The organism is Burkholderia sp. 22PA0106 (assembly GCF_047497155.1).
GTDB lineage: Bacteria > Pseudomonadota > Gammaproteobacteria > Burkholderiales > Burkholderiaceae > Burkholderia.
Map to the genome: position 1 here is coordinate 4,068,745 of NZ_CP163163.1, position 26,432 is coordinate 4,095,176.

At 66.7% G+C, this 26,432-nt stretch carries 26 protein-coding genes and 1 riboswitch; of the genes, 17 read left to right on the forward strand and 9 right to left on the reverse strand.

What is annotated here, in order from left to right; all coding sequences use genetic code 11:
- Positions 1-192 precede the first annotated feature (192 nt).
- The 11 genes from AB4850_RS33140 (at position 193) to metF (ending at position 12,970) form a co-directional block, all read left to right on the forward strand.
- Positions 193-726, forward strand: a complete 534-nt coding sequence (locus AB4850_RS33140; RefSeq protein WP_414443608.1) for a DUF2844 domain-containing protein — start codon at positions 193-195, stop codon at positions 724-726.
- Between the two features lie 17 nt (positions 727-743).
- Positions 744-1,991: a DUF3443 domain-containing protein gene (locus AB4850_RS33145; protein WP_414443609.1), complete on the forward strand. Its 1,248-nt coding sequence runs from the start codon at positions 744-746 to the stop codon at positions 1,989-1,991.
- 293 nt (positions 1,992-2,284) lie between these two features.
- Complete coding sequence (locus tag AB4850_RS33150; protein ID WP_414443610.1) at positions 2,285-2,806, forward strand: VOC family protein; 522 nt, start codon at positions 2,285-2,287, stop codon at positions 2,804-2,806.
- 422 nt (positions 2,807-3,228) lie between these two features.
- The gene (gene flhB / locus AB4850_RS33155; RefSeq protein ID WP_414443611.1) at positions 3,229-4,431 is read left to right on the forward strand and encodes a flagellar biosynthesis protein FlhB; all 1,203 of its coding nucleotides are present in this window, start codon (positions 3,229-3,231) and stop codon (positions 4,429-4,431) included.
- Positions 4,428-6,533, forward strand: a complete 2,106-nt coding sequence (flhA, locus tag AB4850_RS33160) for a flagellar biosynthesis protein FlhA (protein ID WP_414443612.1) — start codon at positions 4,428-4,430, stop codon at positions 6,531-6,533. The genes flhB and flhA overlap by 4 nt, the downstream gene beginning before the upstream one ends.
- Entirely contained in the window at positions 6,530-8,281 is a 1,752-nt protein-coding gene (flhF, locus tag AB4850_RS33165; protein ID WP_414443613.1) for a flagellar biosynthesis protein FlhF, read from the forward strand. Before flhA ends, flhF begins: the two co-directional genes overlap by 4 nt.
- A complete protein-coding gene (locus AB4850_RS33170; RefSeq protein WP_414443614.1) occupies positions 8,274-9,086 on the forward strand; it encodes a MinD/ParA family protein in 813 nt (270 codons plus the stop codon). Before flhF ends, AB4850_RS33170 begins: the two co-directional genes overlap by 8 nt.
- Before the next feature lie 26 nt (positions 9,087-9,112).
- The gene (locus tag AB4850_RS33175; protein ID WP_414443615.1) at positions 9,113-9,874 is read left to right on the forward strand and encodes an RNA polymerase sigma factor FliA; all 762 of its coding nucleotides are present in this window, start codon (positions 9,113-9,115) and stop codon (positions 9,872-9,874) included.
- A 164-nt stretch (positions 9,875-10,038) separates the two neighbouring features.
- Positions 10,039-10,106, forward strand: a riboswitch (S-adenosyl-L-homocysteine riboswitch).
- A 101-nt stretch (positions 10,107-10,207) separates the two neighbouring features.
- Entirely contained in the window at positions 10,208-11,626 is a 1,419-nt protein-coding gene (gene ahcY / locus AB4850_RS33180; RefSeq protein ID WP_414443616.1) for an adenosylhomocysteinase, read from the forward strand.
- A gap of 143 nt (positions 11,627-11,769) precedes the next feature.
- Positions 11,770-12,123, forward strand: coding sequence for a phage holin family protein (locus AB4850_RS33185; protein ID WP_206126279.1), 354 nt, complete (start codon positions 11,770-11,772; stop codon positions 12,121-12,123).
- Between the two features lie 16 nt (positions 12,124-12,139).
- Positions 12,140-12,970 (forward strand): methylenetetrahydrofolate reductase [NAD(P)H], encoded by an 831-nt coding sequence (metF, locus tag AB4850_RS33190; RefSeq protein WP_414443617.1) that lies wholly within the window; start codon positions 12,140-12,142, stop codon positions 12,968-12,970.
- 82 nt (positions 12,971-13,052) lie between these two features.
- Here metF and AB4850_RS33195 read toward each other — a convergent pair whose 3' ends face one another.
- From AB4850_RS33195 to AB4850_RS33210, 4 genes are all read right to left on the reverse strand, one after another.
- Positions 13,053-13,358, reverse strand: coding sequence for a helix-turn-helix domain-containing protein (locus AB4850_RS33195; protein WP_414443618.1), 306 nt, complete (start codon positions 13,356-13,358; stop codon positions 13,053-13,055).
- Between the two features lie 16 nt (positions 13,359-13,374).
- Positions 13,375-14,637, reverse strand: coding sequence for a type II toxin-antitoxin system HipA family toxin (locus tag AB4850_RS33200; protein WP_414443619.1), 1,263 nt, complete (start codon positions 14,635-14,637; stop codon positions 13,375-13,377).
- A gap of 194 nt (positions 14,638-14,831) precedes the next feature.
- On the reverse strand, positions 14,832-15,524 hold the full coding sequence (locus AB4850_RS33205) for a dienelactone hydrolase family protein (protein WP_414443620.1): 693 nt from the start codon (positions 15,522-15,524) through the stop codon (positions 14,832-14,834).
- Positions 15,525-15,834: 310 nt separating this feature from the next.
- Positions 15,835-16,107, reverse strand: a complete 273-nt coding sequence (locus AB4850_RS33210) for a hypothetical protein (RefSeq protein ID WP_414443621.1) — start codon at positions 16,105-16,107, stop codon at positions 15,835-15,837.
- Here AB4850_RS33210 and AB4850_RS33215 point away from each other — a divergent pair.
- The gene (locus AB4850_RS33215; RefSeq protein ID WP_414443622.1) at positions 16,106-17,248 is read left to right on the forward strand and encodes a branched-chain amino acid ABC transporter substrate-binding protein; all 1,143 of its coding nucleotides are present in this window, start codon (positions 16,106-16,108) and stop codon (positions 17,246-17,248) included. The two genes, AB4850_RS33210 and AB4850_RS33215, sit on opposite strands and share 2 nt — an antisense overlap.
- Before the next feature lie 102 nt (positions 17,249-17,350).
- On the opposite strand, the gene AB4850_RS33220 is transcribed toward AB4850_RS33215, so the two are convergent.
- Positions 17,351-18,556, reverse strand: coding sequence for an MFS transporter (locus AB4850_RS33220; RefSeq protein ID WP_414443623.1), 1,206 nt, complete (start codon positions 18,554-18,556; stop codon positions 17,351-17,353).
- A gap of 179 nt (positions 18,557-18,735) precedes the next feature.
- Here AB4850_RS33220 and AB4850_RS33225 point away from each other — a divergent pair, with 179 nt between their 5' ends.
- The 3 genes from AB4850_RS33225 (at position 18,736) to AB4850_RS33235 (ending at position 21,551) form a co-directional block, all read left to right on the forward strand.
- On the forward strand, positions 18,736-19,392 hold the full coding sequence (locus AB4850_RS33225) for a HugZ family protein (RefSeq protein WP_414443624.1): 657 nt from the start codon (positions 18,736-18,738) through the stop codon (positions 19,390-19,392).
- Between the two features lie 431 nt (positions 19,393-19,823).
- Positions 19,824-20,117 carry an H-NS family nucleoid-associated regulatory protein gene (locus AB4850_RS33230; protein ID WP_414443625.1) on the forward strand — a complete coding sequence of 98 codons (294 nt, stop codon included), beginning with the start codon at positions 19,824-19,826 and terminating at the stop codon, positions 20,115-20,117.
- 288 nt (positions 20,118-20,405) lie between these two features.
- Entirely contained in the window at positions 20,406-21,551 is a 1,146-nt protein-coding gene (locus tag AB4850_RS33235) for a cation diffusion facilitator family transporter (RefSeq protein ID WP_414443626.1), read from the forward strand.
- 56 nt (positions 21,552-21,607) lie between these two features.
- On the opposite strand, the gene AB4850_RS33240 is transcribed toward AB4850_RS33235, so the two are convergent.
- The 3 genes from AB4850_RS33240 to AB4850_RS33250 form a co-directional block, all read right to left on the reverse strand.
- The gene (locus tag AB4850_RS33240) at positions 21,608-22,066 is read right to left on the reverse strand and encodes an Lrp/AsnC family transcriptional regulator (protein ID WP_414443627.1); all 459 of its coding nucleotides are present in this window, start codon (positions 22,064-22,066) and stop codon (positions 21,608-21,610) included.
- A gap of 157 nt (positions 22,067-22,223) precedes the next feature.
- Complete coding sequence (locus AB4850_RS33245; protein ID WP_414443628.1) at positions 22,224-22,853, reverse strand: exonuclease; 630 nt, start codon at positions 22,851-22,853, stop codon at positions 22,224-22,226.
- Positions 22,850-23,497, reverse strand: a complete 648-nt coding sequence (locus tag AB4850_RS33250) for an MBL fold metallo-hydrolase (protein ID WP_414443629.1) — start codon at positions 23,495-23,497, stop codon at positions 22,850-22,852. Before AB4850_RS33250 ends, AB4850_RS33245 begins: the two co-directional genes overlap by 4 nt.
- A gap of 652 nt (positions 23,498-24,149) precedes the next feature.
- Between AB4850_RS33250 and AB4850_RS33255 the strand changes: the two genes are divergently transcribed.
- Complete coding sequence (locus AB4850_RS33255) at positions 24,150-24,767, forward strand: septal ring lytic transglycosylase RlpA family protein (RefSeq protein ID WP_414443630.1); 618 nt, start codon at positions 24,150-24,152, stop codon at positions 24,765-24,767.
- 127 nt (positions 24,768-24,894) lie between these two features.
- On the opposite strand, the gene rsmI is transcribed toward AB4850_RS33255, so the two are convergent.
- A complete protein-coding gene (gene rsmI / locus AB4850_RS33260) occupies positions 24,895-25,773 on the reverse strand; it encodes a 16S rRNA (cytidine(1402)-2'-O)-methyltransferase (protein ID WP_414443631.1) in 879 nt (292 codons plus the stop codon).
- A 250-nt stretch (positions 25,774-26,023) separates the two neighbouring features.
- Between rsmI and AB4850_RS33265 the strand changes: the two genes are divergently transcribed.
- Positions 26,024-26,425: a YraN family protein gene (locus tag AB4850_RS33265; RefSeq protein ID WP_414445684.1), complete on the forward strand. Its 402-nt coding sequence runs from the start codon at positions 26,024-26,026 to the stop codon at positions 26,423-26,425.
- Positions 26,426-26,432 lie beyond the last annotated feature (7 nt).

Below are 26,432 nucleotides of genomic sequence, written 5' to 3' on the forward strand. Positions count from 1 at the left end.
CGTGCGGCGAATTGTTACTTCCGCTTACGCCCGGGCGATCCCGGTTGGTTTTTGCCATCTCTCACAGGCATACTGTCGAGCGACAGCGACCGGGCCGCCGCCAGACGGCCCGGCGGTTTGCGCTGAGAGCACTTGTGGCGTCGGCGGCGCGCGTCCTGCGCGCTGCGGTGCCTGCCAACGAGGGGTGACAGGGTGAATTCGAAACGCATGCGCGGCCTGGCCGCGAAATGGGCCGCTGCCGCGCTGGCGGCGGGAACCGCCACCGGCGCGTTCGCCGCGCTGGGCGGGGCGCCGTCGGCGCCGCCGGCCGACGATACCGGGGCCGTGGTGCGCACATTGTCGCCGTCGGCGGCCGCCAGCTCGAAGCTGGCGGCGAGCACCGTCGCTGGCACCGGCACGACGCAATCGGCCGCCTACACGGTGCGCGAAACCACGCTCGGTTCCGGCACCGTGATCCGCGAATACGTGGGCACCAACGGCGCCGTGTTCGGGGTCGCGTGGCAAGGTCCGACCAAGCCCGATTTCGCCACGATCTTCGGCGACTATTTCTCCAGCTACACCAGCGGCGTCGAAGCCTCGCACGCGGCCCACGGCCTGCGTGCGCCGGTCGCGATCGATTCCGGTTCGCTCGTGGTGCGTTCGGGCGGCCACATGGGCGCCTTCACCGGCTCGGCCTGGTTGCCCCAGGCGCTGCCCGCCGGCATGTCCGGCGCCGACATCCAGTGACCATCGGGAGTCCGACCTTGCGAATTCCATCGAATCCTTTCCGCGCACTCGCCGCACTGGGCCTGGTTGCGTTGACGGTCGCGCTCGTCGCCTGCGGCGGCGGTGGCGACAATAACAGCAGCAACGCCGGTTCCTCGGGCGGCAGCGCCAACGGCCAAGCGGGCAACGGCAGCGCGGTGGGCACCGGCAATACGGTGCCGATCGTCGTCAACGCGGGCGTGGCCAACGTGGTGAACATGCCGACCGTGTCGGTCACCGTCTGCGCGCCCGGCTCCTCGAACTGCCAGGTGATCGGCAACGTGCTGCTCGACACCGCCTCGTACGGCCTGCGGCTCGTCAGCTCGGCCGCCGCCAGCGTGCTCGGCAGCCTGCCGACGGCCACTGCCTCGAACGGCGGCGCGCTGACCGAATGCGGCCAGTTCGTGTCCAGCTACACCTGGGGCACGGTGCGCAGCGCCGACATCAAGCTGGCCGGCCTCACCGCCAGCTCGGTGCCGCTGCAGATCATCGGCGACCTCGGCACCTCGAACGTGCCGACCAGCTGCTCGAACGGCGGCACCTCGGCCAATACGGTCAGCGCGCTCGGCGCGAACGGCATCCTCGGCGTCGGGCCGGCGCCGCTCGATTGCGGCTCGGGCTGCGTGAGCTCGACGGCGAACAGCAACTACTACTCGTGCCCGTCGAACGGCACCTGCACGCGCACCACGGTCGCGCTGGCCAACCAGGTGGCGAACCCGGTGTCGCGCTTCCCGAGCAACAACGACGGCGTGATCGTCCAGCTCAACGCACCGAGCAACGGCACGGCCACCGGCACGCTGACGCTCGGCGTGGGCAGCTTGCCGAGCGGCGTCACCAAGCTCGCGACCACCACGGCCGGCAACCTGACCGGCACGTTCCAGGGCCGCGCCATCTCGTCGGCGTTCATCGACAGCGGCTCGAACGCGTACTTCTTCGACACCAGCGACAGCGCGACGCTGCCGACCTGCAGCCAGAACCCCTCGTTCTACTGCCCGTCGACCACGGTCAGCCTGACGGCCACGCTGACCGCCTCGGGCGGCGCAACCAGCCTCGCGGTGCCGTTCTCGGTGGTCAACGCGCAGAACCTGTTCAACTCGGGCGGTTTCGCGCTGGCGAATCTGGGCGGGCCGTTCGGCCAGAGCAGCACGCTCGATCTGGGCCTGCCGCACTTCTACGGCCGCAGCATCTACTTCGGCATCGACCAGCGCTTGATCGGCGGTACGCAGACGCCTTACGTGGCGCTGTAAGCCACCTGAACGGCCTGAGCCGGCCGAACCGCCGGCTTTGCACGGGTTCGAAGGGCGCGACCTCGCGCACCGCTCCGGCAGGGGCGGTCGCGACGGTCGCGCCCTTTTTCGTTTTTTGCGGGTGATGGCGCCGGCGGCCTATCATCGAAAACCGGCCGGGAGTGCCCGACGCGCGCGCGGCTTCAACGAAGCTCGCCGAATCCCGCCGGAAACCGCCGGGAACCGCCGGGAACCGCCGGAATCCGCGCCGACGCGCACCGGCCGGCCTCGGCGAGACGATCCGGAGACAGGCCATGACCTCGACCCCTGCGACGGCGCGGCCGTCGATCCAGCGCATCACGCCGTTCCTGTGGTTCGAGCACGACGCCGAGGCGGCGGTGCATTTCTACGTGTCGGTGTTCGACGATTCGCGCATCACGCGCGTGGCCCGCTACGGCAAGGAGGGCGCGCGCGCCGCCGGCCAGCCCGAGGGCACGGTCATGACGGTCGGTTTCGAGCTGGCCGGCCAGGCGTTCTCGGCGATCAACGGCGGGCCGGTGTTCCGGATCACGCCGGCCGTGTCGTTCGTCGTCAATTGCGAGAACCAGGCCGAGATCGATCGCTATTGGGCCGCGCTGGCCGACGGTGGCGATGCGGCGGCGCAACAATGCGGCTGGCTCAAGGACCGTTTCGGCGTGTCGTGGCAGATCGTGCCGGTGCAGTTGCCGGCGCTGCTCGGCGACGCCGACGCGGCGCAGTCCGGCCGTGTGATGGCCGCGTTGATGGCGATGAAGAAGCTCGATCTGGCGGGGTTGGAGCGCGCGGCGGCGGGTTGAGGCAGGCCGGCACGGACGGCGCGGGGCGATCGGATCGGCCGCGTTCCGATCGCCGCCGCCATGTCGGCTCGCCGAGCCGCGCCCGGGCCGATGGGCGGTGTCGTTCGTGCCGGTCGCCGGTCGCAGTTTCCTCGTTCGCCGGCCGTTTCCGTTTTGTTGCCGTCGCCGTCGCCCCCGCCGAGCCGGGCCGTCGTCTCGCCGCCCCGGTCATGTCTGGCCGCGTTCCCGCCGAACTGCCCATCCCCAAGCCACCCTCCATCCTCCGCCACCCCCGTCCGTTCCTGTCGTTTTTACCGCCCACCTGACTCCATCGCCGGAAATACCCCGGTTTCCCTGCTTTCCTCGACCGATCGCCGCTCGACACGTCCATCAATAATCGATGCACTGGAAACGGCATCCCGCTGTTTCCCCCGGAGGCTGCAGTGGCAGAGGACAGCGATCTCGAGAAAACCGAAGAAGCCACCCCCCGGCGCCGTGAAAAGGCGCGGGAGGAGGGGCAGGTCGCGCGCTCGCGCGAACTGTCGTCGTTCGCGTTGCTCGCGGCCGGCTTCTACGGCGCCTGGCTGCTGTCCGGCCCGATCGGCCTGCATCTGCGCACCATGCTCGAAGGCGCGCTGCGCTTCGACCACGCCAGCGCGTTCGATACCAATGCCATGCTGACCGGCGCCGGCCGCGCCGGCATGGAAGGCCTGAGCGCGGTGGCCCCGGTGCTCGCGCTGACCGGCCTGGCCGCGCTCGCCGCGCCGCTGGCGCTGGGCGGCTGGCTGCTCTCGTCCAAGGCGATCGGCGTCAAGTTCGATCGCCTCAATCCGATTACCGGCCTGGGCCGCGTGTTCTCGCCGAAAGGCGTGATCCAGCTCGGCATGGCGCTGGTCAAGACGCTGGTGGTGGGCGGCATCGGCGGCGTCGCGATCTGGCGCAGCCGCGACGACCTGCTCGCGCTCGCCACGCTGCCGCTGCACGAAGCGCTGGCCGATGCGATGCACCTGATCGCCGTGTGCTGCGGCATGACGGTCGCCGGCACGCTGGTGGTGGCGGCCCTCGATGTGCCGTACCAGATGTGGCAGCACAACAAGAAGCTGCGCATGACGAAGGAAGAAGTGAAGCGCGAGCACCGCGAAAACGAAGGCGATCCGCACGTGAAGGGCCGGATCCGCCAGCAGCAGCGCGCGATGGCGCGCCGCCGCATGATGTCCAACGTGCCGAAGGCCGACGTGGTCGTCACCAACCCGACCCACTTCGCGGTTGCACTGCGCTACGCCGACGGCGAAATGCGCGCGCCGAAGGTGGTCGCCAAGGGCGTGAACCTGGTCGCCGCCCGCATTCGCGAACTTGCCGAGGAACATCGCGTGCCGATTCTCGAAGCGCCGCCGCTCGCGCGTGCGCTGTATCACAACGTCGATCTCGAACGCGAGATCCCCGGCCCGCTGTACGGCGCCGTGGCCGAAGTGCTGGCGTGGGTCTACCAGCTCAAGCGTTTCCGCAGCGAAGGCGGCGCGTTCCCGGCCGAGCCGACCGGCCTCGACGTGCCGGCCGAACTCGACAAGGGCAGCGAGATTGCCGACGAAGACGAAGCCGAGGAAGCCGACGAAGCGCTCGGCGGCCGCACCGGAGGCGCCGCATGAGCACGCCGACCTCGCTTCCGGGCGCCAAGCGCGCCGGCCGCCTCGACGTGGCGAACCTGCGCGCGCTGGCCGGCCCGGTGCTGATCGTCATGATCCTCGGCATGATGATCCTGCCGTTGCCGCCGTTCCTGCTGGATCTGCTGTTCACGTTCAACATCGCGCTGGCGGTGATGGTGCTGCTGGTCAGCATGTACACCATGAAGCCGCTCGATTTCGCGGCATTCCCGAGCGTGCTGCTGTTCTCGACGCTGCTGCGTCTGTCGCTGAACGTCGCCTCCACGCGCGTGGTGCTGCTCGAAGGCCATACCGGCCCCGACGCGGCCGGCCAGGTGATCGAGGCGTTCGGTCACTTCCTGGTGGGCGGCAACTTCGCGGTCGGCATCGTGGTGTTCGTGATCCTGATGATCATCAACTTCACGGTGATCACGAAGGGCGCGGGGCGGATCGCCGAAGTGTCGGCGCGCTTCACGCTCGACGCGATGCCCGGCAAGCAGATGGCGATCGACGCCGACCTGAACGCGGGCCTGATCAACGAGGACCAGGCCCGCAAGCGCCGGGTCGCGGTGGCGCAGGAAGCCGAGTTCTACGGCTCGATGGACGGCGCCTCGAAGTTCGTGCGCGGCGACGCGATCGCCGGCCTGATCATCATGGTGATCAACGTGCTGGGCGGCCTGATCGTCGGCATCGTGCAGCACGACATGAGCTTTGCCGCCGCGGGCAAGAACTACACGCTGCTGACGATCGGCGATGGCCTGGTCGCGCAGATCCCGTCGCTGGTGATCTCGACCGCGGCCGGCGTGATCGTCTCGCGCGTGGCGACCGACGAGGACATCGGCACCCAGATCACCGGCCAGTTGTTCGCCAACCCGCGCGTGCTGCTCATTACCGGCGTGATCATCGCGGTGATGGGCCTGATCCCGAACATGCCGCACTTCGCCTTCCTGCTGCTGGGCGGCGGGCTGATCTGGCTGGCGCGCTCGATGAGCCGCCGCGAGGCCGCCAAGCGCGCCTCCGGCGACGTGACCGAGATCGCGCCGCCCGCCGCGCTGCCGGCCGACAGCCACGAAGCCACCTGGGAAGACGTCACGCTGATCGATCCGCTGGGCCTCGAAGTGGGCTACCGGCTGATCTCGCTGGTCGACAACAGCGGCGATGGCGAACTGCTCAAGCGCATCAAGAGCATCCGCAAGAAGTTCGCGCAGGAAATCGGTTTTCTGCCGCCGGTGATCCATATCCGCGACAACCTGGAGCTGCGCCCGAACGGCTATCGCATCGCGCTGAAGGGCGTCGAGGTGGGCACCGGCGAAGCGTTTCCGGGCCAGTGGCTGGCGATCAACCCGGGCCAGGTCACGGCCGCGCTGCCCGGCGCGCAGACGCGCGACCCGGCGTTCGGCCTGCCGGCGGTGTGGATCGACGTGTCGCAGCGCGAACAGGCGCAGGTGTACGGCTACACCGTGGTGGACGCCAGCACCGTGATCGCCACCCACCTGAACCATCTGGTGGTGCAGCACGCCGCCGAGCTGCTCGGCCGCCAGGAAGTGCAGGCGCTGCTGGAGCGCACCGGCCGCGATGCGCCGTCGCTGATCGAGGATCTGGTGCCGAAGACGGTGTCGCTGACCACGCTGCAACGCGTGCTGCAGAACCTGCTCGAGGAAGGCGTGCCGATCCGCGACATGCGCACCATCATCGAAGCCGTGTCGGAGCAGTCGGGCCGCATCACCGATCCGTACGAGCTGACCGCCGTGGTGCGGCTCGCGCTGGGACGCGCGATCACGCAGCAGTGGTATCCGGGCACCGGCGAAATGCAGGTGATGGGTATCGACGCAAATTTGGAGCGGGTGCTGTCGCAAGCGCTCGCCACGGGCGCGAACCCCGGTCTCGAACCGGGTCTCGCGCACACGCTGCTGATCGGCACGCAAGAAGCGATGCTGCGGCAGCAGAACATGGGGCTGCCGCCCGTGCTGCTGGTGCAGCACGCGCTGCGCGCGATGCTCGCGCGTTTCCTGCGCCGCAGCCTGCCGCAATTGAAAGTGCTGTCCTATGCCGAAGTGCCGGAAACACGCACGATCAAAGTCACGAACGTCATCGGGGGTAACGCTTGAACATCCGCAAATTCACTGGCGCAACGAGCCGCGACGCACTGCGTCTGGTGCGTGAAGCGCTTGGCGGCGATGCCGTCGTGCTGTCGAACCGCACGCTCGACGACGGTTCGGTCGAAATCGTCGCGCTCGCCGACGCCGAGCTGGCCGCGCTGGCGCCGAAATCGCCGGCCGCAGCGCCCGCGCAGGCCCGCGCGCTGCCGCCCGCCGCCCGCCCGGCGCCGGCCGCCAACGCTGCCGCCGCGCCCGCCGCGCCGCGCATGCCGGCCAATCCGTACGCCTCGGGCGACGTGTTCTCGTCGATGTTCGGCGCGAGCGCCGAAACCACGGAACCGGCCTCGGCTGCCTCCCGCTACGACCTGGGCGACGACGACCAGCACGACGCCGCCCCGGCCGCCGCCGCACCCGCCTACGAACCGGCTCCGGCCGTCGCGCCGTCCACGCCGGCCCCGTGGCTCGTCGAGCACGCGCGCCGCCTGACGCGCCAGCACGATGCGATGCAGACCCCGGCCGCACGCGGCGAGCCGGTCACGGCCGCCGAGTTGAATGCGGCGCTCGACGACGGCGCGACGCCCGAATGGGCGCGCGACATCGTGCGCAACGTCGCTGCCCGCGTGGAGCCGCCGCAACGCCCGGCTGCCCCGGCCGCTGCGGCTGCCCCGGCGATCTCGCCGGCCGTCGCCAAGCTCGCCGAGCGCGTGGTGCGCGGCACCCAGACGCCGGCCGCCTCGATCGCCGACGAAGTCAATTCGCGCATCGAGCGAATCGTCAACGAGACGGTGATGAACGAGCTGTCGGCGATGCGCGGCATGATGGAAGAGCAGTTCGCCGGCCTCGTATGGGGCGACCGCCAGCGCCGCAGCCCGCTGCATGGCGCGCTGACCAAGCGCCTGTTCTCGGCCGGCTTCTCGGCGCAACTGGTGCGCACCCTGGTCGACAACCTGCCGGCCGACGTGTCGGCGGGCAGCTTCGAAGGCGCCTGCGAATGGGCCGAAACGGTGCTGGCCGGCAACCTGCCGGTGCTCGACAGCGAGGATGCGCTGATGGAGCGCGGCGGCGTGTTCGCGCTGATGGGGCCGACCGGCGTGGGCAAGACCACCACCACCGCCAAGCTGGCCGCGCGCTGCGTGATGCGCTTCGGCGCCAGCAAGGTCGCGCTGCTGACCACCGACAGCTACCGGATCGGCGGCCACGAACAACTGCGCATCTTCGGCCGGATTCTCGGCGTGCCGGTGCATGCGGTGAAGGACGGCGGCGATCTGCAACTGGCGCTCTCGGAGCTGCGCAACAAGCACATCGTGCTGATCGACACGATCGGCATGAGCCAGCGCGACCGCACCGTGTCCGACCAGATCGCGATGCTGCAAGGCGCCGATTCGCGCGTGCAGCGGCTGCTGCTGATGTCGGCTACCAGCCACGGCGATACGCTCAACGAAGTGGTGCAGGCCTATCGCGGCGCGGGTCAGACCGATCTCGCCGGCTGCATCCTGACCAAGCTCGACGAGGCCACCAACCTCGGCAGCGTGCTCGACACGGTGATCCGCTACCAACTGCCGGTGCACTACGTGTCGACCGGCCAGAAGGTGCCGGAGAACCTGTACGTCGCCACCCGCAAGTTCCTGCTCAAGAGCGCGTTCTGCGTGCCGCGCGACGGCTCGCCGTTCGTGCCGCACGAAGACGAACTGCCCGGCATGCTGTCGGCTCTGGCCGGCCGCCCGGGCGCCGGACAACACGAGGTCTACTTTGGATAAGCGCACTACCGATCAGGCCGAAGGATTGCGGCGCTTGCTGGCCGGCCGCGCCACCCGGATCGTTGCGGTCACCGGCGGCCCGTCGGGCGTCGGCTGCACCTCGGCGGTCGTCAATCTGGCCGCCGCGCTGGCCGCGCTCGGCAAGGACGTGCTGGTGGTCGACGAGCGTTCGGACGTGGAATCCGCCACCGCAACGCTGGCCGGCGCCTGGTTGCGCACCGGCACCACGGTGCGTCACGAGGCCGGCTTCTCGCTGTGCGTGGCGGCCGACCTGGCGCGCGACGGCTACGACGACGAACGCCTGGCCGCCTATCTCGACGGCGCGGCGGACATCGTGCTGGTGGACGCCCAGCGCGACGCCAACGGTGCGCTGTCGGCGCTCGCGCGCGCCGCGCACGACGTGCTGATCGTCACGCGGGTGGCCGGCGCGGCGATCACCGAAGCCTATGCCTGCATGAAGCGCCTGCACTACGCGCACGCGCTCGCGCAGTTCCGCGTGCTGATCAACCACGTGCAGAGCGAAGCCGATGCGCGCGCCGCCTACGAGAATCTGGCCGGCGTGGCGGGACGCTACCTGACGGTCGCGCTGGAAGAAGGCGGCTACGTCAGCGCCGATCCGCTCGTCGCGCGCGCCCGCGAACTGGTGCACACGGTGGTGGACGCATTTCCGTCGGCCGCCGCCGCGCGCGACTACCGGCAGATCGCGTCGGACCTGCTGTACTGGCCGATGCGCTCGGCGCCGGTCGCCGGCCGGGCGTTCGCCGCTACGCCGGCCGTCGAACGGGGTGCGGCGCAAGCCGCCTGACCCAAAGGGCTATCAGGAGAGAGCCGATGTACAACGCTCAAGGAAAACTGTCCACGTCGGCGATGGCCGAGGCCGGGATGGGGCAAGCCGAGGTGCTCGCGAAATATGCGCCGCTGGTGCGTCGTCTGGGCCTGCAACTGGTCGCGAAGATGCCGGCCAGCGTCGATCTCGACGACCTGATCCAGGCCGGCATGATCGGCCTGCTCGACGCGGCCGGCCGCTACAAGGAAGATCAGGGCGCGCAGTTCGAAACCTACGCGACGCAGCGCATTCGCGGCGCGATGCTCGACGAGCTGCGCAGCAACGATTGGCTGCCGCGCAGCCTGCGCAAGACCTCGCGCGAGGTGGAGCAGGCCGTGCACCGCGTCGAGCAGAAGCTCGGCCGCCCGGCCAACGAAACCGAGATCGCCACGCACCTGGAGATGCCGCTCGACGAGTACCAGTCGATGCTGCAGGATCTGCACGGCAGCCAGTTGATCTATTACGAGGATTTCGACCGCTCCGCCGACGACGAGCCGTTCCTCGACCGCTACCGCGTGGATCATTCGGACCCGCTGTCGGCGCTGCTCGACGATCACCTGCGCGCCGCGCTGGTGGAGGCGATCGATCGCCTGCCCGAGCGTGAGAAATTGCTGATGTCGCTGTATTACGAGCGCGGGCTGAATCTGCGCGAAATAGGCGCGGTGCTGGAGGTCAGCGAATCGCGCGTGTGTCAGTTGCACAGCCAGGCCGTGGCGCGTCTGCGCGCCCGCCTGCGCGAACAGGCCTGGGTCGGCGCCGAACACTGAGCGCCGCGTATCGGGTGCCGCAGTGCGCCACGGCGCGCCGCACGAGGCCCGCAGGCGAGTGCCCGCCTGCCGCCATCGTCGCGATCGATCGCGGGATTTCGGCCGTCGAATCCCGCGCCATGCGTGTGGGAATTGTTCACGACTGTTTGCTACAATCCGTGCTCGTTTCCGAGGAGCGTTGCGACGGGCGTCCTGCCCGCCAGGCTCGGAAATCTTCACCGCGCGGCCCGCACCGCCCGGCGGGTCCGTCCCCACGAACCCTCCGGCCAGCGAGCCGCTCCTTGAACGGCGCTCACGTCACCAATCTTTGATCCATCAAGAAAGGAGGGCGTGATGAACGCCGTTATCGATTCGAAAGCTTCCAACGATTACCTCGTCGCCGACCTGGCGCTGGCCGCCTGGGGCCGCAAGGAACTGAACATCGCCGAGACCGAAATGCCCGGCCTGATGCAGATCCGCGAGGAAAACAAGGCGTCGCAGCCGCTGAAGGGCGCGCGCATCGCCGGTTCGCTGCACATGACGATCCAGACGGGCGTGCTGATCGAGACGCTGAAGGCGCTCGGCGCCGACGTGCGCTGGGCCTCGTGCAACATCTTCTCGACGCAGGATCACGCGGCCGCGGCCATCGTCGAAGCCGGCGTGCCGGTGTTCGCGTTCAAGGGCGAATCGCTCGACGAATACTGGGAGTTCTCGCACCGCATCTTCGAATGGCCGAACGGCGAATTCGCCAACATGATCCTCGACGACGGCGGCGACGCCACGTTGCTGCTGATTCTCGGCGCGAAGGCCGAGAAGGATCGCTCGGTGATCGCCAAGCCGACCAACGAGGAAGAAGTCGCGCTGTACAAGTCGATCGCCGCGCACCTCGACGCCGATCCGACCTGGTACTCGACGCGCCTCGCGCACATCAAGGGCGTGACGGAAGAAACCACCACCGGCGTGCACCGTCTGTACCAGATGGAAAAGGACGGCCGCCTGCCGTTCCCGGCGTTCAACGTCAACGATTCGGTCACCAAGTCGAAGTTCGACAACCTGTACGGCTGCCGCGAATCGCTGGTGGACGGCATCAAGCGCGCGACCGACGTGATGATCGCGGGCAAGATCGCGGTGGTGGCCGGCTACGGCGACGTGGGCAAGGGCTGCGCGCAATCGCTGCGTGGCCTCGGCGCGACCGTGTGGGTCACGGAAATCGATCCGATCTGCGCGCTGCAGGCGGCGATGGAAGGCTACCGCGTCGTGACGATGGAATACGCCGCCGACAAGGCCGACATCTTCGTGACGGCCACCGGCAACTTCCACGTGATCGGCCATGACCACATGAAGGCGATGCGTCACAACGCGATCGTCTGCAACATCGGCCACTTCGATTCCGAAATCGACATCGCGTCGACCCGCCAGTACCAGTGGGACAACATCAAGCCGCAGGTCGACCACATCATCTTCCCGGACGGCAAGCGCGTGATCCTGCTGGCCGAAGGCCGCCTGGTCAACCTCGGCTGCGCGACCGGCCACCCGTCGTTCGTGATGTCGAACTCGTTCGCCAACCAGACGCTCGCGCAGATCGAACTGTTCGTGCGTGGCGAGCAGTACGAGAACAAGGTGTACGTGCTGCCGAAGCATCTGGACGAGAAGGTCGCGCGCCTGCATCTGGAGCGCATCGGTGCGAACCTGACGGTGCTGTCGCCGGAGCAGGCGTCGTACATCGGCGTGTCGCAGGAAGGCCCGTTCAAGCCGAACCACTACCGTTATTGATCGCCAGCCCGGCCCGCGGGCCGGGTCAGGGCGTGGCGCGCGGTGCTCCTTGCGGGGCGGCGCGCCACGCAGCGTCGGCCGCAAGCGCGGCCCAGCCGGGCCGTGTCGAACGGCCCGGTTTGTGTTTGTACTAGGAGCCTCTCATGTCCGTCATCCTGACCTGGATCATCAACGCGCTGGCGCTGCTGATCATCACGTACCTGGTGCCCTCGATTCATATCAAGAGCTTCGGGACGGCGCTGATCGTCGCGGTGGTGCTCGGCCTGATCAACACGATCCTGCGGCCGGTGCTGATCCTGTTGACGCTGCCCGTCACGATCCTCACGCTCGGCATCTTCATCCTGGTCGTCAATGCGCTCTGCTTCTGGTTCGCGTCGTCGCTGCTGAAGGGCTTCGAGGTGTCGGGGTTCTGGTCGGCGTTCTTCGGATCGATCCTGTACAGCATCGTGTCGTGGCTCCTGTCCGCCCTGATCTTCGGCCAGCGCAACCTGGGTTGAGCAGATTCCCCGAATCATGAAACCGATCGAACTTTCCCTCGAATTCTTTCCGCCCAAGACGGCGGAAGGCGTCGACAAGCTGCGCGCCACGCGTGCGCAGCTCCTGCCGCTCAAGCCGAAGTTCGTCTCCGTGACGTTCGGCGCCGGCGGCTCGACGCAGCAAGGCACGCTCGACACCGTGCTCGACATGCAGAAGGACGGCCTGGAGGCCGCCCCGCACCTGTCGTGCATCGGTTCGTCGAAGGACAGCCTGCGCGCGATCCTCGAGCAATATCGCTCGCACGGCATCCGCCACATCGTCGCGCTGCGCGGCGATTTGCCGTCCGGCATGGGCGAGGTGGGCGAGCTGCGTTATGCGTCCGAGCTCGTCAGCTTCATTCGCGCCGAACACGGCGACTGGTTCTGGCTCGAAGTGGCCGCGTACCCGGAATACCATCCGCAATCGCGTTCGCCGAAGCTCGACCTGCAGCACTTCGCCGACAAGGTGAAGGCCGGCGCGAACTCGGCCATCACGCAGTACTTCTTCAACGCGGACGCGTATTTCCGTTTCGTCGACGATGCCGTGCGGCTCGGCGTGGACGTGCCGATCGTGCCCGGCATCATGCCGATCACGAACTACACGCAGTTGATGCGCTTCTCGGAGATGTGCGGCGCGGAAGTGCCGCGCTGGATCGCGCGCCGGCTCGAAAGCTATCACGACGATCGCGAGTCGATCCGCGCGTTCGGCGCCGACGTGATCACCGCGATGTGCGAGCGGCTGATCAAGGCCGGCGTGCCGGGGCTGCATTTCTACACGCTGAACCTGGCCTCGCCGACGCGGGTGATCTGCGAGCGGCTCGGGTTTTGAGCGGCGCGTAGCCGGATGCCGGTGCGGGATGCCGAGTGAAAAAACGGACCTTTCGGGGTCCGTTTTTTTCGGCTTGCGTGGCTCAACGCACGGCGCTTGGCGTGATGCTCTTGCGCCGGACCGGCACCAGCCCGACCTGCAGGCCGAACAATTTCGCGATGCTGTTCAGCGATTCGACGGTCGGGTTGCCGGTGCCGCGCTCGATGTCCTGGATGACACGGCGGCTGACGCCGCGATGCGCGGCGAATTCGGCTTGCGTCAGGCCGGTCATCTTGCGCATCGCCTTCATGGCTTCGGGCAGCGTCAGGGCGCCTTGGCCGATCTGTTCGTAGAAGGCCAGGCGCAGGGCGTTCTGCTCGTCTCGGCTGGGGCGGGTCAGGCGCGGCATGAAAGGGCTCCGGGGTTCAAAGGGCTTGCAGTTGCCGGACCTGCGTGTCGATCGACGGCTTGAGGAATTCGGTGATGTCGGCATCGACGCGCTGCGCAGTCATGATTTCGGGGAGCTGTTCGAGTTGCCGCCCGAAGCGGCCGAGTTGCTCGCGCAGCGCGATGCGCTCGGGCTCCGGCACGGCCAGTGCGTCGAGAATCCTTCGCCAATCGGTCAGCTCGGCCCGGGTGTCGGGCGCGTACCAGCGCAGCGTGCGCGAGATCGCTTCGGGGTCGAGGTACATCGGCGCGAAATCGAACAGGGGCGTCAACTGCACCGTGCCGTCGACGATCTGCACGGCCGTGTTGCGCGCGTGATTGTCGGTGTTGCGCATCGCCAGGTTGAGCACGTCGCGCTTGATGAATTCGAGTGTTTCGGCGGCCGGATCGGTGACGACCTGGCGGATGCCGGCCACCACGTCGAAGAGGCTCGGACGACCATCGAAGCCGGCAAGCCCGAGCAGCGACGCGATGCTTTCCTGGTGAAGCCGGTCGACCTTGCCGTCGCGCACTCGCCGGTCGAAACGCGGGATGAACAGCACGTCGCCATGCAGGGCCGGCAGCTCGGCATGCGTGCGAATGCCGAGCGCTGCGGCCACGCGCATGTAGGCCGCCTCGTTGTGCAGCACCTTGCGGTCGGCCGCGCTGCTGCTTCGTGCGAGCTTGACGATGAAGTGATGGCGCGCATCGGCGTCGGCCAGGACGGCGTCACCATGCAGCAAGCCGGCCTCGTCGCGCGTCAGCAGATATTTCGGCGCGGCGCCCTGAATGCCTGTCGTACCGGAGCCGAGCATGCCGTGCAGGAACATCCTTTCCTTGAATTCCTCGCCGCGGGCGGCCACGTCGTCGATCGTCAGGCCCGGCAAGCCGCGCGTGGCCGGGTGCCGCGCGACGTGCGCGTCGAAGTACGCAACGGCTTCGGCCACGCGAATCCGACCGATCGGATTGAAGGCGCCCGCGCGTAACAGCGGAAAGTCGGCGACCGGGCCATCGGCGAGCGCCAGTTCACTGAGCAGGAAGCGACGGCCCGCGCCTTGCGGCACCACGTCGTAGAGGAATGCGGGCAGGGTTGGATTCGAGTGGATATCGAGCTCGACGGGAGCGGCCAGCGAAATCGGCGCATGCATGTGCTCGATCGCATAGCCGACGTCGTAGTTCCATTGGCAAAGGCCGCCGTCGAATTCGATTTCCGCGCAATCGACCCAATCACCAGCCAGGCATATCTGTAGTGTGCAATCCATTGATCGACTCCTTATGCTTCATAAATGTAGCATGAAACGTCAATGGCGGCCTATCTGGCATCTTATAAGATGCTTTATCCGCAATGAACGCGAAACCTGAATCCCCCGGTTTCGCACTCACGTAAAAAAGCCCGAGGCAACGTGCCTCGGGCTTCTCGTCATCCGGCCGACGCTCCGGCCAGGACGCCTTATGTTTACAGATGCTCGGCCAGGAACTGCAGCGTGCGCCCATGCGCCAGGGCGGCCGCGCGCTGGTTGTACGCCGCGCGCACATTGCAGTTGAAGCCGTGGTCGGCACCGGGGTACAGATGGAAATCGGCATGCGGCCGGCCCGCGAACGCGGCCTGCACCTGCGAGACGTGTTCCGGCGTAATGCCGTGATCGAGGCCGGCGTAGTGGAACAGGATCGGCTGCGTCACGTGGTTGGCCACGTCGAGGTGATTCTGGATGCCGCCGCCGTAATACGCCACGGCCACGTCGAACGCACCCGAGGCGGCGGCCAGGTAGGCGAGCCGGCCGCCGAAGCAGTAGCCGATGCCGGCCACATTGCCGTCCACTTCAGGCCGTGCGCGCAGCGCGGCGGCGGCAGCGGTGATGTCGGCCGCGGCCTGATGCACGTCGGTCTTTTGCAGCAGTTCGATGCCCTTGTCGCGATCGGCGCCTTCGTAGCCGAGCTCGACGCGCGGCTGGGTGCGCCAGAACACGTCCGGCGCGAGCGCCACGTAGCCGGCCGCGGCATATTGATCGGCCACCGAGCGGATATGGCTGTTGACGCCGAAGATCTCCTGAATGATCACGACGGCCGGGCCCTTGCCCCCCTTCGGCAGTGCGAGGTAGCCGCCGAACGTTTCGTTACCGGTGGGAATGTCGATCCATTGCGAGGTCATGCTGGTCTCCAGACAAGGGACGCGCGCGGAAGGTGGCGCGCCCGCGATGAAAAAGGGCGGCGTCAGTGTGCCATCGTTCAGGCTTCGTTGCAGCGCGTCGGCGCAAGGTAAACAACGGCGTGCGACGGGCGCATCCGGCGTGCCCGCATGACATCGATGCGAAGCGATCGCGTGCTATGCGAAGCGGCGCGCCGGAGGGCATGCGGTTGAATTGTTTTCGCCGGAAGTCATTGATCCTCCACATTATCCGAGGTGTTGAACAGGTGAATAAATCAACCGTTCGTGGTCCGGAATGAATTAGCGGAAACCCTTAACCATCAAGGCTTTTCACGAAGGCATACAGGCTGTCGCGGGCATCCGACATCGGTAGAGTTCCCACTACTTCAAAAAGATCCCACAATTTAATTTGATCACCTACACTTGCGCGCAAGTACTGCGGTGCGGCCGTTAAAAGCGTCCACCTCGCGTGCTTGCAGCCACGTGCATGACAGATGCGGCCGGCGACACTCCAATGGTGGATACACCGGGGATGGAGCGGGGAACCGGCGATGGCATTTTTTGGATCGAAACTGGAGACTTCCATGACTATCAAGATGCAAAAGCTGTTGCCGATCAGCGCGGCGGCGATGGTGTTTGCGGCGTTCGCGACGAACGCATCGGCTGACCAGGTCGTCAAGATCGGCCACGTCGCACCGTTGACGGGCGGCATCGCCCACCTCGGCAAGGACAACGAAAACGGCGCCCGCCTCGCGGTTGAAGAAATCAACGCGAAGGGCCTCACGGTCGGCGGCCAGAAGATCACCCTCCAGCTCGATGCACAGGATGACGCGGCCGACCCGCGTACCGCCACGCAGGTTGCGCAGAAGCTCGTCGACGACAAGGTCGTCGCGGTCGTCGGCCACCTGAACTCGGGCACCACGATCCCCGCGTCGAAGATCTACAGCGATGCAGGCATCGTCCAGATCTCGCCGTCGGCAACCAACCCGGCCTACACGCAGCAAGGCTTCAAGACGGCGTACCGCGTCGTCGCGACCGATGCGCAACAAGGTCCGGCACTGGCGAACTACGCACAGTCGAAGGGCTTCAAGTCGGTGGCCGTGGTCGACGATTCGACCGCCTACGGTCAGGGTCTGGCCAACGAGTTCGAGAAGAAGGCCAAGTCGCTCGGCCTGAAGGTTCTCTCGCACGACGCAACCAACGACAAGGCTGTCGACTTCCGCGCAATTCTGACCAAGATCAAGGGTGAGAATCCGGACGCGATCATGTACGGCGGCATGGACGCCACCGGCGGCCCGTTCGCCAAGCAAGCGAAGCAGCTCGGCCTGCGCGCGAAGATCCTGGCCGGCGACGGCGTGTGTACGGAACAGCTGTCGGATCTGGCTGGCGATGCAGCGGTGAACGTGGTCTGCTCGCAAGCTGGCGCAGCACTCGAAAAGATGCCGGGCGGCGCGGAATTCCAAGCCAAGTACCAAAAGCGTTTCGGCCAGCCGATCCAGATCTACTCGCCGTTCACGTATGACGCCGTGTACATCATCGTCGACGCGATGAAGCGTGCGAACTCGACGGATGCCGCGAAGATCCTCGCGCAAATGCCGACGACGGACTACAAGGGCGTGATCGGTGAAACCGTGTTCGACTCGAAGGGCGACCTGAAGCACGGCGTGATCTCGCTGTACGACTACAAGGGCGGCAAGAAGACGTTCCTCGACCAAGTCAAGATGTAAGCTGCGGTCACAGGGGGTAAAGGGCGCCCGTCGCAAGACGGGCGCCCTTTTTATTTGGCGCGGAAGACACCGCGACATGCCGCGCGGCTCTGATCGGCTGCGTCAGACGTTGAGCTTGCGCATCACCTTCGGCGCGGTCACGGCGACGATCGCCGCGCAGAGCGCCACGATCCACAGGCCGACCGTGAGGCCGGCCGCCTGAGCGACACCGCCGATCACCACCGGCCCGAACATCAGCCCGAAATACGCGAGGCTCGCGACGTGGGCCAGGCCCTCGGCCGGCGAGATGCCGGCGACGCGCGCGGCGGCGGCGAACAGCAGCGGCATCATGTTGGCGAGGCCGAGGCCCATCACCATGAAGCCGATCAGCGCGGGCGCGGGATACGGCAGCAGCAGCGCGCCGACCATCCCCGCGCAGGCCAGGCTCGCGCTCGCGAACACCAGTTGCGGCGAGCCGAAGCGCGCGCGCACCACGTCGCCGGCGAAGCGCCCGGTGGCCATGCCGCCCGAGAACGCCGCGTAGGCCGCGCTGGCGAACGCCGGCGTGGCGGCCACCACGTCGCGCATGTATACGGTGGCCCAGTCGTACATCGCGCCTTCGGCGATCAGCGACACCAGCGCGATCGCGCCGAGCATCCAGAGCGCCGACGAGCGCCAGCGGTTCGCCGATTTGCCGTGCGCGGCTTCCTCGTGCGGCACGTGCGGCAGCACGGCCGGGCAGGCGATCACCAGCACCACCGCGCACACGGCCGAGGCCAGCGCCAGATGCACGGCCGGCGTCATGCCGGCCGACAGCGCCGCGCCGCCGAGCAACGCGCCCGCCATCCCGCCGATGCTGAACATGCCGTGCAGCATCGAAATGATCGGCCGGCCGAACGCGATTTCGACGGCGCTCGCCTCGGCGTTCATCGCCACGTCGAGCGTGGCCATCGAAAAGCCGAACAGCATCAGCACCAGCACCAGCAGCGGATAGCTCGGCGCGAGCAGGATCAGCGCGCCGAACACGCACATGCCGATCCCGCCCGCCAGGCAGGCGCTGCGCGTGCCGACGCGCGCGATCCATTTCGCGTTGGTCGTCATCGCGACGATCGAGCCGATCGCCACGGCGAGCAGCGCCAGCGACAGCAGCGCCGGGCTCAGGGCGAAGCGGTCGCGCACGGTCGGCACGTGCACCCCCCACGACGCGTACATCATGCCGGCGATGAAGAACAGCGCCATGGTGGCCGCGCGCGCTCGGCGGCGGGCGGAATCGGACAGCTCGCGATGGGCGGCGGGCAGCGGGGGAAGCCGGGAGGAATGGTCGGACACGGTGAGCTCGGCAACGTGCGATGCGGCGCAGGGCGGCCGGCTCGCACGGATGGTTGTTTTGAATGGCGCGGATGCGCCCGGCGAGGGCGATGGGCGACAATGCGCGCAAGCGTCTGATTCTAGCGGAGCGTCGTGGCGGTTGCGCGGCCTCGCGCGGCGCGTCCGGCCAAGGGAGCTGCATGAATATTTCCGTCGAATTGCCGATTCATCTGCTGCATCGCCGGCAGATCGCCACGCTCGCGACGCAGGCGCGCGAGCCGGCCGGCTTTCCGTATCCGACCGCCGTGCCCTACGCGACCGATGCGCGGCATCGCCCGGTGGTACTGATCAGCGCGCTGGCCGAGCACACCCGCAACCTCGTCGACGATGCCCGCGCGGGCTTGCTGGTGGCCGACGCTGCCGACGCCGCGGTGCTCGAAGCCGAGCGCATGACGCTGGTGGGGCGCTGCGCACGCGTCGACGGTGATCCGCATCTCGCCGCGCGCTATGTGCGTTATCACCCCGATGCGGCGCGTTATCTCGATCTCGGCGATTTTTCATTTTGGGCACTCGATTGCGAGCGCCTGCGTTTCATTGGCGGCTTTGGCCGGATGGGCTGGCTCGACGGCCGGCAACTCGACGCGTTGCCGCCATTGTCGTTTGATGAGGAACAGGCCGCCTGGGCGTTATATCCGAATAAAGTCGGCGAATTCGAATTGGCCGGCGTGGATCGGTATGGCGCCGACTGGCGAATCGCGGGCGGCTTGGAGCGCACGCCGTTTGCCGATGCGGCCACCGATTTCGACCAATTGGCGGCTTCTCTGCATGCTGCGGCGGCCGGATTGAGCTTGTCCTGAAAGCGAATTGCGACATTTCCGAAAAATGCGGACGTATCTTTTTGTGTGGCGTTAGCGGGGGCAAAGTAAGTATTCAGCAAGCTTTCGCACTTTTTCGGTGCATTCAATGCTGCGTGGTTTTTAGCTAAACCTCTCGCTCGATGACAACTTTCAAACGAGAAAGTCGTGCCCGTTGCGTGGCCTGAAAGTATGAATATATGAACCATTCCCGCCTAATCGATTGTGTCAATCATTTAAGCGGTAATTGAATTGCCGAGCAGGCGGTTGGCGCGTTCGCGATTAATCACAATCTTGCACACATATTTGCGTACCCGGCGATTCCCACGTTTGATTTTTGTGCTAACCTCTGGCTCCATAATCCGAGGCATCAATACATGAAAATGGGTTAGCCGGCACAGACCGGCTCCGTTTAGTCAGAGAAAAGGAAATATATGTCTTCTTACAAGGACCTTCTCGCGCAGCGAGAAAAGCTGGAGAAGCAGATCGAGGAAGCCAAGGCGAGCGAATATACCGAGGTCCTCAATGATGTGAAGCAGAAGATCTCCGATTACGGTTTCTCGCTGGCCGAGCTGGGCCTCAGCCGCACCAAGGCAGTCAAGGCTGGCCGCGTGCGCGCCGGTGTTGCAGCGAAATACCGCGATCCCGAATCGGGTTCGACCTGGTCGGGTCGCGGTAAGCCGCCGCGTTGGATCGCCGGTAAGGATCGCGAACAATTCGCGATCTGAGTGTCGATGCAGCAGGTTAAGACGGCTTAAGTCTGTCTTAAGAAAAGCAAGGGCCATTCACTCCGTCAAAGGAGTGCATGGCCTTTTTGTTGCGCTATTGAAAAAAATGGGGATGTATCATGACTAGCCAATTGGCTGCATGATCGCGGGGCTAATCGCACGGTGTGGCGCATCGCTCTTTCGAGTCGATCCATAAGCACCTGATTTGCCGGGTTTTTCCTAAGTGCGTCAGCAGACGGACACGGCCTGCTTGATGAAATCTAAGAATTACTGATTGTATTGGTAATCATGGCCATATTTACCGCTGAAGTGCCCGATGACGAAAAGCATGCGGTGGCGCGCAAGAGCACCGGCGTCAGCATTGCGCTCAACGTGGTGCTGGCCGCATTGCAGATCGCGGTCGGGGTTATCGGCCATTCGCAGGCCTTGATTGCCGACGGCGTGCATTCCCTGTCCGACCTGATCTCGGATTTCATCGTGTTGTTCGCCAATCGGCATAGCGGCGCCAAGCCCGACGCCGATCACAATTACGGCCACAGCCGATACGAAACCGTCGCGTCCTTATTACTCGGCGGCATTCTGATTGCCGTCGGTATCGGCATGCTGTTGCGTGCCGGCGAGCGCCTGGTGAATCTCGATGCGATTCCGCCCGTGCATGCGGTGGCGCTCGCGGTCGCCGCATTGGTGGTGGTGTCGAAGGAAGCGCTGTTTCGCTACATGCTGCGCGAGGCGCGGCGCGTGCGTTCGGCGCTGCTGGTCGCGAATGCGTGGCATGCGCGCTCCGACGCGGCGTCGTCGCTGGTGGTGGCGATCGGCATCGTCGGCAGCCTGGCCGGCGTCAGACTGCTCGACCCGATTGCGGCGGCCATCGTCGGCTTCATGGTTGCGCGCATGGGCTGGACGTTCGGCTGGGACGCCTTGCAGGACCTCTCGGATCGCGCGCTCGACGCCAAGGCCGCCGACGAGATTCGCGCGCTGCTGGTGGCGACGCCCGGCGTGCGCGACGTCCATGAGTTGCGCACCCGCAAGATGGGCGATGCGGCGCTGGTGGATGCGCACATCCTGGTCGACCCGATGATTTCGGTGTCGGAAGGGCATTGGATCGCGGAGACGGCGCGCGCTCGCGTGCTCGACGACCCGCGCGTGCTCGATGCGCTGATTCACGTCGACCCGGAGAACGATACGGTCTGGCGCCGGCCGGCGCTGGCCTTGCCGGCGCGCGCCGAGGTGGAAGCGCGGATTCATGCCGCGCTACGCGAACTCGGCGTGCATGCGACGTCGATGCAACTGCATTACCTGAGCACCGGCCTCGAGATCGACCTGACGGTAGCGAGCGATCCGGCATCGATCGATGCCGCCGCGTTGCGCGAGCGGCTCGGCGCGCGGCGGCTCGACATTGCGCGGGTGCTGGCCGGCGACCCACGCCGCGCCTGAACGCGACGGAGGAGGCCGCGTTCCGTGTGCGATCGGCTATCTCGGCCCGATCGCCGTCAAAGCGGCAGTTGCGTATCGAATTTGATTTCGCGCAGCACGACGCTCGTGCGGACCTGTGAAACGGCCGGGATCTTGAAGATCCGTTCGTGCAGGAAGACGTCGTAGGCCTTGATGTCGGGCGCGACGATCTTGAGGATGTAGTCGGCCTCGCCGGTGGTGCTGTAGCACTCGGTCACTTCGGGGCAGGTGGCGATCTCGCGCTCGAACTGCTCGACGCCGCCCTCGTTATGGCGCGTCAGGTGCACATGCGCGAGCGCGCACACGTGCAGGCCGAGCTTCTCGCGATCGAGCAGCGCCGTGTAGCGCTGGATCACCCCCGCCTGCTCCATGTCCTTGATGCGGCGCCAGCACGGTGTGCTCGACAGGCCCACTTGATCCGAGATTTCCTGCACCGAACGCCGCGCGTCGAGCTGCAACAGGCGAAGGATTTTTTGCGAAAACGAATCGAGTATCACCTGCGTCTCCCGGCGGGCGGCTTGAACGCCTCATGGTAGTGGTGCAAGAAAACCCGTGCAATGGATGTCGCGGATGCGAGGGAATTTTGCTTCGCGATGCCGGCGGAACGGGTGATTTCTACCGCTCCGCCGCATCGGATCGCGCGTGGCGCGCGTTTTATTTGGCGGCCGGGCCGGTCGAGGCAGCCGGGGCATTCGTGCCGGCGCCCGCGGCCTGGTCGAATGCCGCTTGCCGCACGCGCAGGTCGGCCAGCATGTTGCAGAACAGCGCGCCCTGTTCGATCGCATCGTCGAGTGCGACGTGCGTGTGCGGGTGATCGTCGAACCAGTGCTTCGGGAAGCGCGGCTTGATCGCCTTGCGATAGGGCAGGCCGGTCAGCGCGAAGGCCAGCGTCTTGATGTCGAGCGCGGACCACGAGAACGGGCAGCGCCCCGCAAACCGCATCATGTACCAGAACATGTACGTGAAATCGAAGCCGGCCGGCATCGCCACGAACACCGGCTTGCCGGGCAGTGCCTCGACCCATTCGACATAGGCGATCAGCGCCGCCTCGGGCGCCTGCAAATCCTTCCGGCAGGCGGCCCAGGCTTCGGGCTGGGTTTTCCACCAGGCTTCCTGCACCGGATGCGCGGTCGCGCCGGGCAGCGTGTCGAGGTTCGCCGAGAACGTGGCGATCAACTGCTTGTCTTCGGTGAAGGCCGCCGAGGCGAAGCTCAGCATCGAGTGCGGGCCGGGGATCGGGCCATCGGCCTCGACGTCGGTGCTGACGTAGATCTCGCCGCTCATCCGAACCTCCGGTCCGACACGAACGGATTGGTTTCGCGCTCCTGGCCGAACGTCGACACCGGGCCATGGCCCGGCACGAACGTGACGTCGTCGCCGAGCGGCCAGAGCTTTTCGCGGATCGAGCGCAGCAGATCTTCATGATTGCCGCGCGGGAAATCGGTGCGGCCGATCGAGCCGGCGAACAGCACGTCGCCGACGATCGCCAGCCGGTGTTCGCGGCTGAAGAACACCACGTGGCCCGGCGTGTGGCCGGGGCAGTGATAGACCTCGAGCGTTTCCTCGCCGACCGTGAGGGTATCGCCGTCGACCAGCCAGCGGTTCGGCTCGAACACCTGGGCATCGCCGCTGAAGCCGAAGCGCTGCCCTTGCGCGGGCAACTGCTCGATCCAGAAGCGCTCGTCTTCCTGCGGGCCTTCGATCGGCACGCCGTAATGCTCGGCGAGCGCCTTCGCGCCCGCGCAGTGATCGATATGGCCGTGCGTGACGAGCACCTTCTCGACCTGGGCGTTCTGCCGCTCGACCTCGCCGCGGATCACGTCGAGATCGCCGCCCGGATCGACGACGGCGGCGCGGCCCGTCTTTTCGCAGACGATCAGCGAGCAGTTCTGCTGGAACGGCGTGACCGGTATCAACGTGACTTTCATGGGGTTGGTACGTAAGGCGGGAAAGGCTCGATTGTACTGGCTCGTCCGCCCTCGCGTGCCGTGCGCTGGCCGAACGGACAAGGCCGAACAGGCGCAGCGGGCCGCCACGGCGGATGTGTCCGGGATTGCATCATAGTGAGAATCAATCAAGGGGCCAGGCCGATTTCCGGGTGACTAATTTCATTTATGTATAATGCGGTCCATTGTGCGTGGTTCATCCACGTGTTCAAGCAGGCGTCAAGGCACCGCAAAACGGGCCGTCGCGCCGTCAATGCACTAGCCGCCGGCTGTTTCGGCGGCGCATCTCAGTACCGATCAATCGGTGCTCACGTCTTGTCCGGCCGGGTGTTACGAATACCCGCCGCGGCCATGCTGTCGCATGCCGGATGAGGCCTATGCCGCCGTTCCTGCGCGTTGGGTTTTCTGCGACGCGTGCGAACTGCCTGTCATGTTCGATGGCGGCATTTGGGGTCTGGCCAGGCTGCCGGGGATAGGCTGCGCCAGACGTGAAAGCTAATCAGGACGGTCGCGGCAAGTACGACAGCCGCACCAGTGCAAGCCGCTTGCTCGCAAGGAGCAGGCGCGTGCGCGCATATCCGTCCGGGCCGCCTCATCAGCAGTTGCGCGGCCCGCACCCATAGGCGACACGTCGATGAAATTTCGATTGCCGAGGCAACTCGGTTCAGTAGTGATGGTGGCAGCGCTCACCGGGTGTGCCATGCCGCCGACCGCCGATCAGGCGTCCAGCAACGGCAACCCGAAGGATGCGCTGCGCACGGCTTCCGCAGCAGCAGCCGACGACGACAACAAGCAGGCGAATTTCGATTCGGCGCTGGCCACCATGCCGGCCACCGACACCGACGACGCCAAGCGCGCATCGCTGGCCGATGCGAAGCCGATCGACGCCGCCGATGCCTCCGACTTCCGTCAGACGGGCCGCGCCTCGTGGTATGGCCGCGCCTTCCACGGCAAGCGCACCGCGAACGGCGAGCGCTTCGACATGAACGAATTGACCGCGGCGCATCGCACGCTGCCGCTGTCGTCGTACGTGAAGGTCATCAACCAGTCGAACGGCAAATCGGTGGTCGTGAAGATCAACGATCGCGGCCCGTTCGCGCGCGGCCGCGTGCTCGATCTGTCGTATGCGGCAGCCAAGGTGATCGGGGTGGTGAAGGCCGGCACGGCGCGCGTAAAGATCGTCGGCTTGTCGCCGGAACAGGCGCGCGTCGCGCGTGACGAGATGGTGGCGTCGAACACCAGCACGCACTGAGCGTCAGGCGAGCCGTTTTCCCGGCGCCGCTTGGCCCGTGCATTCCAGGCAGTTTCCAGATGCGGCGTGACATCGGTCACGCCGAGAGATGTGATGCGCCGCGCGTTCGCGCTGCGTCCGGTTTCCCTCAGTCTTCCTTCAGTTCCAGCGCCCGCGCATAAAGCGTGTTGCGCGATGCGCCCGTCATCGCGGCCGCCAGCTTTGCCGCACTTTTCACCGGCACTTCCGACAGCAGCAGCTTGAGCAGCGCATCGTGCGCGTGCGGATCGTCGTCGTCCGTCTGCACGGGCGCGCCCTGCACGACCAGCACGAATTCGCCGCGCTGGCGATTCGCATCGGCGGACAGCCACGCTGGCCCTTCGGCCAGGGTGCCGACGAACACGTCCTCATGTAACTTGGTCAGCTCGCGGCCGATCAACAGCCGGCGCTCGCCGCCGAACGCCTGCGCCAGCGCCTCGACCGTTTCGACGATGCGGTGCGGCGCTTCGTAGAACACCAGCGCGTAGGGGTGCGCCTTCAGCGGTTCGAGCGCGGTGGCGCGCTGCTTCGGCTTGGGCGGCAGGAAGCCCGCGAAGGTGAACGGGCCGGCCCAATCGCCGGCGATGCTGACGGCGGCGGCCGCTGCGTTCGCTCCGGGCAGCGGCACCACCGGCAGCGCGGCGGCGCGCACCGCGTCCACCAGCTTCGCGCCCGGGTCGGAAATGCCGGGCGTGCCGGCGTCCGATACGTAGGCGATGCGCTCGCCCGCGCGCAGCAGTTCGACCACGCGGCCGGCGGCCTCGCGCTCGTTGTGCTGGTGCACGGCCAGGAGCGGCTTCGAGATGTCGTAGCGCGCGAGCAACTGGCCGGTGTTGCGCGTGTCCTCGGCCGCGATGCGATCCACGAGCCCGAGCACATGCAGCGCGCGCACGGTGATGTCGGCGGTATTGCCGATCGGCGTCGCGACCACGTAGAGCGCACCGGTCGGGAAGTGCTGCGATTGGGCGAGATCGAGGAGGGAAGTCATGGCGGAACGGATGCGCAAACGCGCGGCGGGCGGGACAAGCCACGCATTGTGCCACGCGGGCGCGGCGCGGCCGCGCGTGGATTCGGGCGAGGCGGGGAATGCGAGGGGCGGCAGGCTGAAGGTCGGCGAAACGGTTGAGGATTTTGGCGAGGTGGCGAATGCGAAGGTCGGCAGGCCGAAGGTCGGCGAAATGGCTAATGGTCCGGACGAGGTGGCGTATGCGGAGGGCGGCATACCGAAGGCCGGCGCAATGGCTGACAACGTGATCGACGCGGTGGCCGAGGACACATCCGGACGCCCCGGCTCGAAGCGCGTCGGCGCCCGGTTCGAATGGCAGGCGCGGCGCTTTCTCGAACGTCGGCAATTGGTTTTCGTCGCGGCGAACCTGGTGGTGCGCGGCGGCGAACTCGATCTCGTGATGCGCGAGCGCGACGGCACGCTGGTGTTCGTCGAGGTACGCGCGCGCCGTCATGGCCGGCATGGCGGCGCGCTCGCCAGCATCGGGCCGCACAAGCGGCGGCGTCTCGTGGCGGCGGCGCGCGCGGTGTGGGCGCGCTTCGGAGGAAGCAGCGCGTGCCGCTTCGACGTGGTGGCGTTCGAGGCCGGGCAACTGATCTGGCTGCGCGACGCGTTTCGCGCCGACGACACCTAGCCGGCCG

Coding starts and splice junctions, on each gene's coding strand:
- AB4850_RS33150 (WP_414443610.1), top strand. CDS start 2,285: ATGACCTCGACCCCTGCGACGGCGCGGCCGTCGATCCAGCGCATCACG.
- flhA (WP_414443612.1), top strand. CDS start 4,428: ATGAGCACGCCGACCTCGCTTCCGGGCGCCAAGCGCGCCGGCCGCCTC.
- AB4850_RS33175 (WP_414443615.1), top strand. CDS start 9,113: ATGTACAACGCTCAAGGAAAACTGTCCACGTCGGCGATGGCCGAGGCC.
- ahcY (WP_414443616.1), top strand. CDS start 10,208: ATGAACGCCGTTATCGATTCGAAAGCTTCCAACGATTACCTCGTCGCC.
- AB4850_RS33185 (WP_206126279.1), top strand. CDS start 11,770: ATGTCCGTCATCCTGACCTGGATCATCAACGCGCTGGCGCTGCTGATC.
- metF (WP_414443617.1), top strand. CDS start 12,140: ATGAAACCGATCGAACTTTCCCTCGAATTCTTTCCGCCCAAGACGGCG.
- AB4850_RS33195 (WP_414443618.1), bottom strand. CDS start 13,358: ATGCCGCGCCTGACCCGCCCCAGCCGAGACGAGCAGAACGCCCTGCGC.
- AB4850_RS33200 (WP_414443619.1), bottom strand. CDS start 14,637: ATGGATTGCACACTACAGATATGCCTGGCTGGTGATTGGGTCGATTGC.
- AB4850_RS33205 (WP_414443620.1), bottom strand. CDS start 15,524: ATGACCTCGCAATGGATCGACATTCCCACCGGTAACGAAACGTTCGGC.
- AB4850_RS33215 (WP_414443622.1), top strand. CDS start 16,106: ATGACTATCAAGATGCAAAAGCTGTTGCCGATCAGCGCGGCGGCGATG.
- AB4850_RS33210 (WP_414443621.1), bottom strand. CDS start 16,107: ATGGAAGTCTCCAGTTTCGATCCAAAAAATGCCATCGCCGGTTCCCCG.
- AB4850_RS33225 (WP_414443624.1), top strand. CDS start 18,736: ATGAATATTTCCGTCGAATTGCCGATTCATCTGCTGCATCGCCGGCAG.
- AB4850_RS33230 (WP_414443625.1), top strand. CDS start 19,824: ATGTCTTCTTACAAGGACCTTCTCGCGCAGCGAGAAAAGCTGGAGAAG.
- AB4850_RS33235 (WP_414443626.1), top strand. CDS start 20,406: ATGGCCATATTTACCGCTGAAGTGCCCGATGACGAAAAGCATGCGGTG.
- AB4850_RS33245 (WP_414443628.1), bottom strand. CDS start 22,853: ATGAGCGGCGAGATCTACGTCAGCACCGACGTCGAGGCCGATGGCCCG.
- AB4850_RS33250 (WP_414443629.1), bottom strand. CDS start 23,497: ATGAAAGTCACGTTGATACCGGTCACGCCGTTCCAGCAGAACTGCTCG.
- AB4850_RS33255 (WP_414443630.1), top strand. CDS start 24,150: ATGAAATTTCGATTGCCGAGGCAACTCGGTTCAGTAGTGATGGTGGCA.
- rsmI (WP_414443631.1), bottom strand. CDS start 25,773: ATGACTTCCCTCCTCGATCTCGCCCAATCGCAGCACTTCCCGACCGGT.
- AB4850_RS33265 (WP_414445684.1), top strand. CDS start 26,024: ATGGCTGACAACGTGATCGACGCGGTGGCCGAGGACACATCCGGACGC.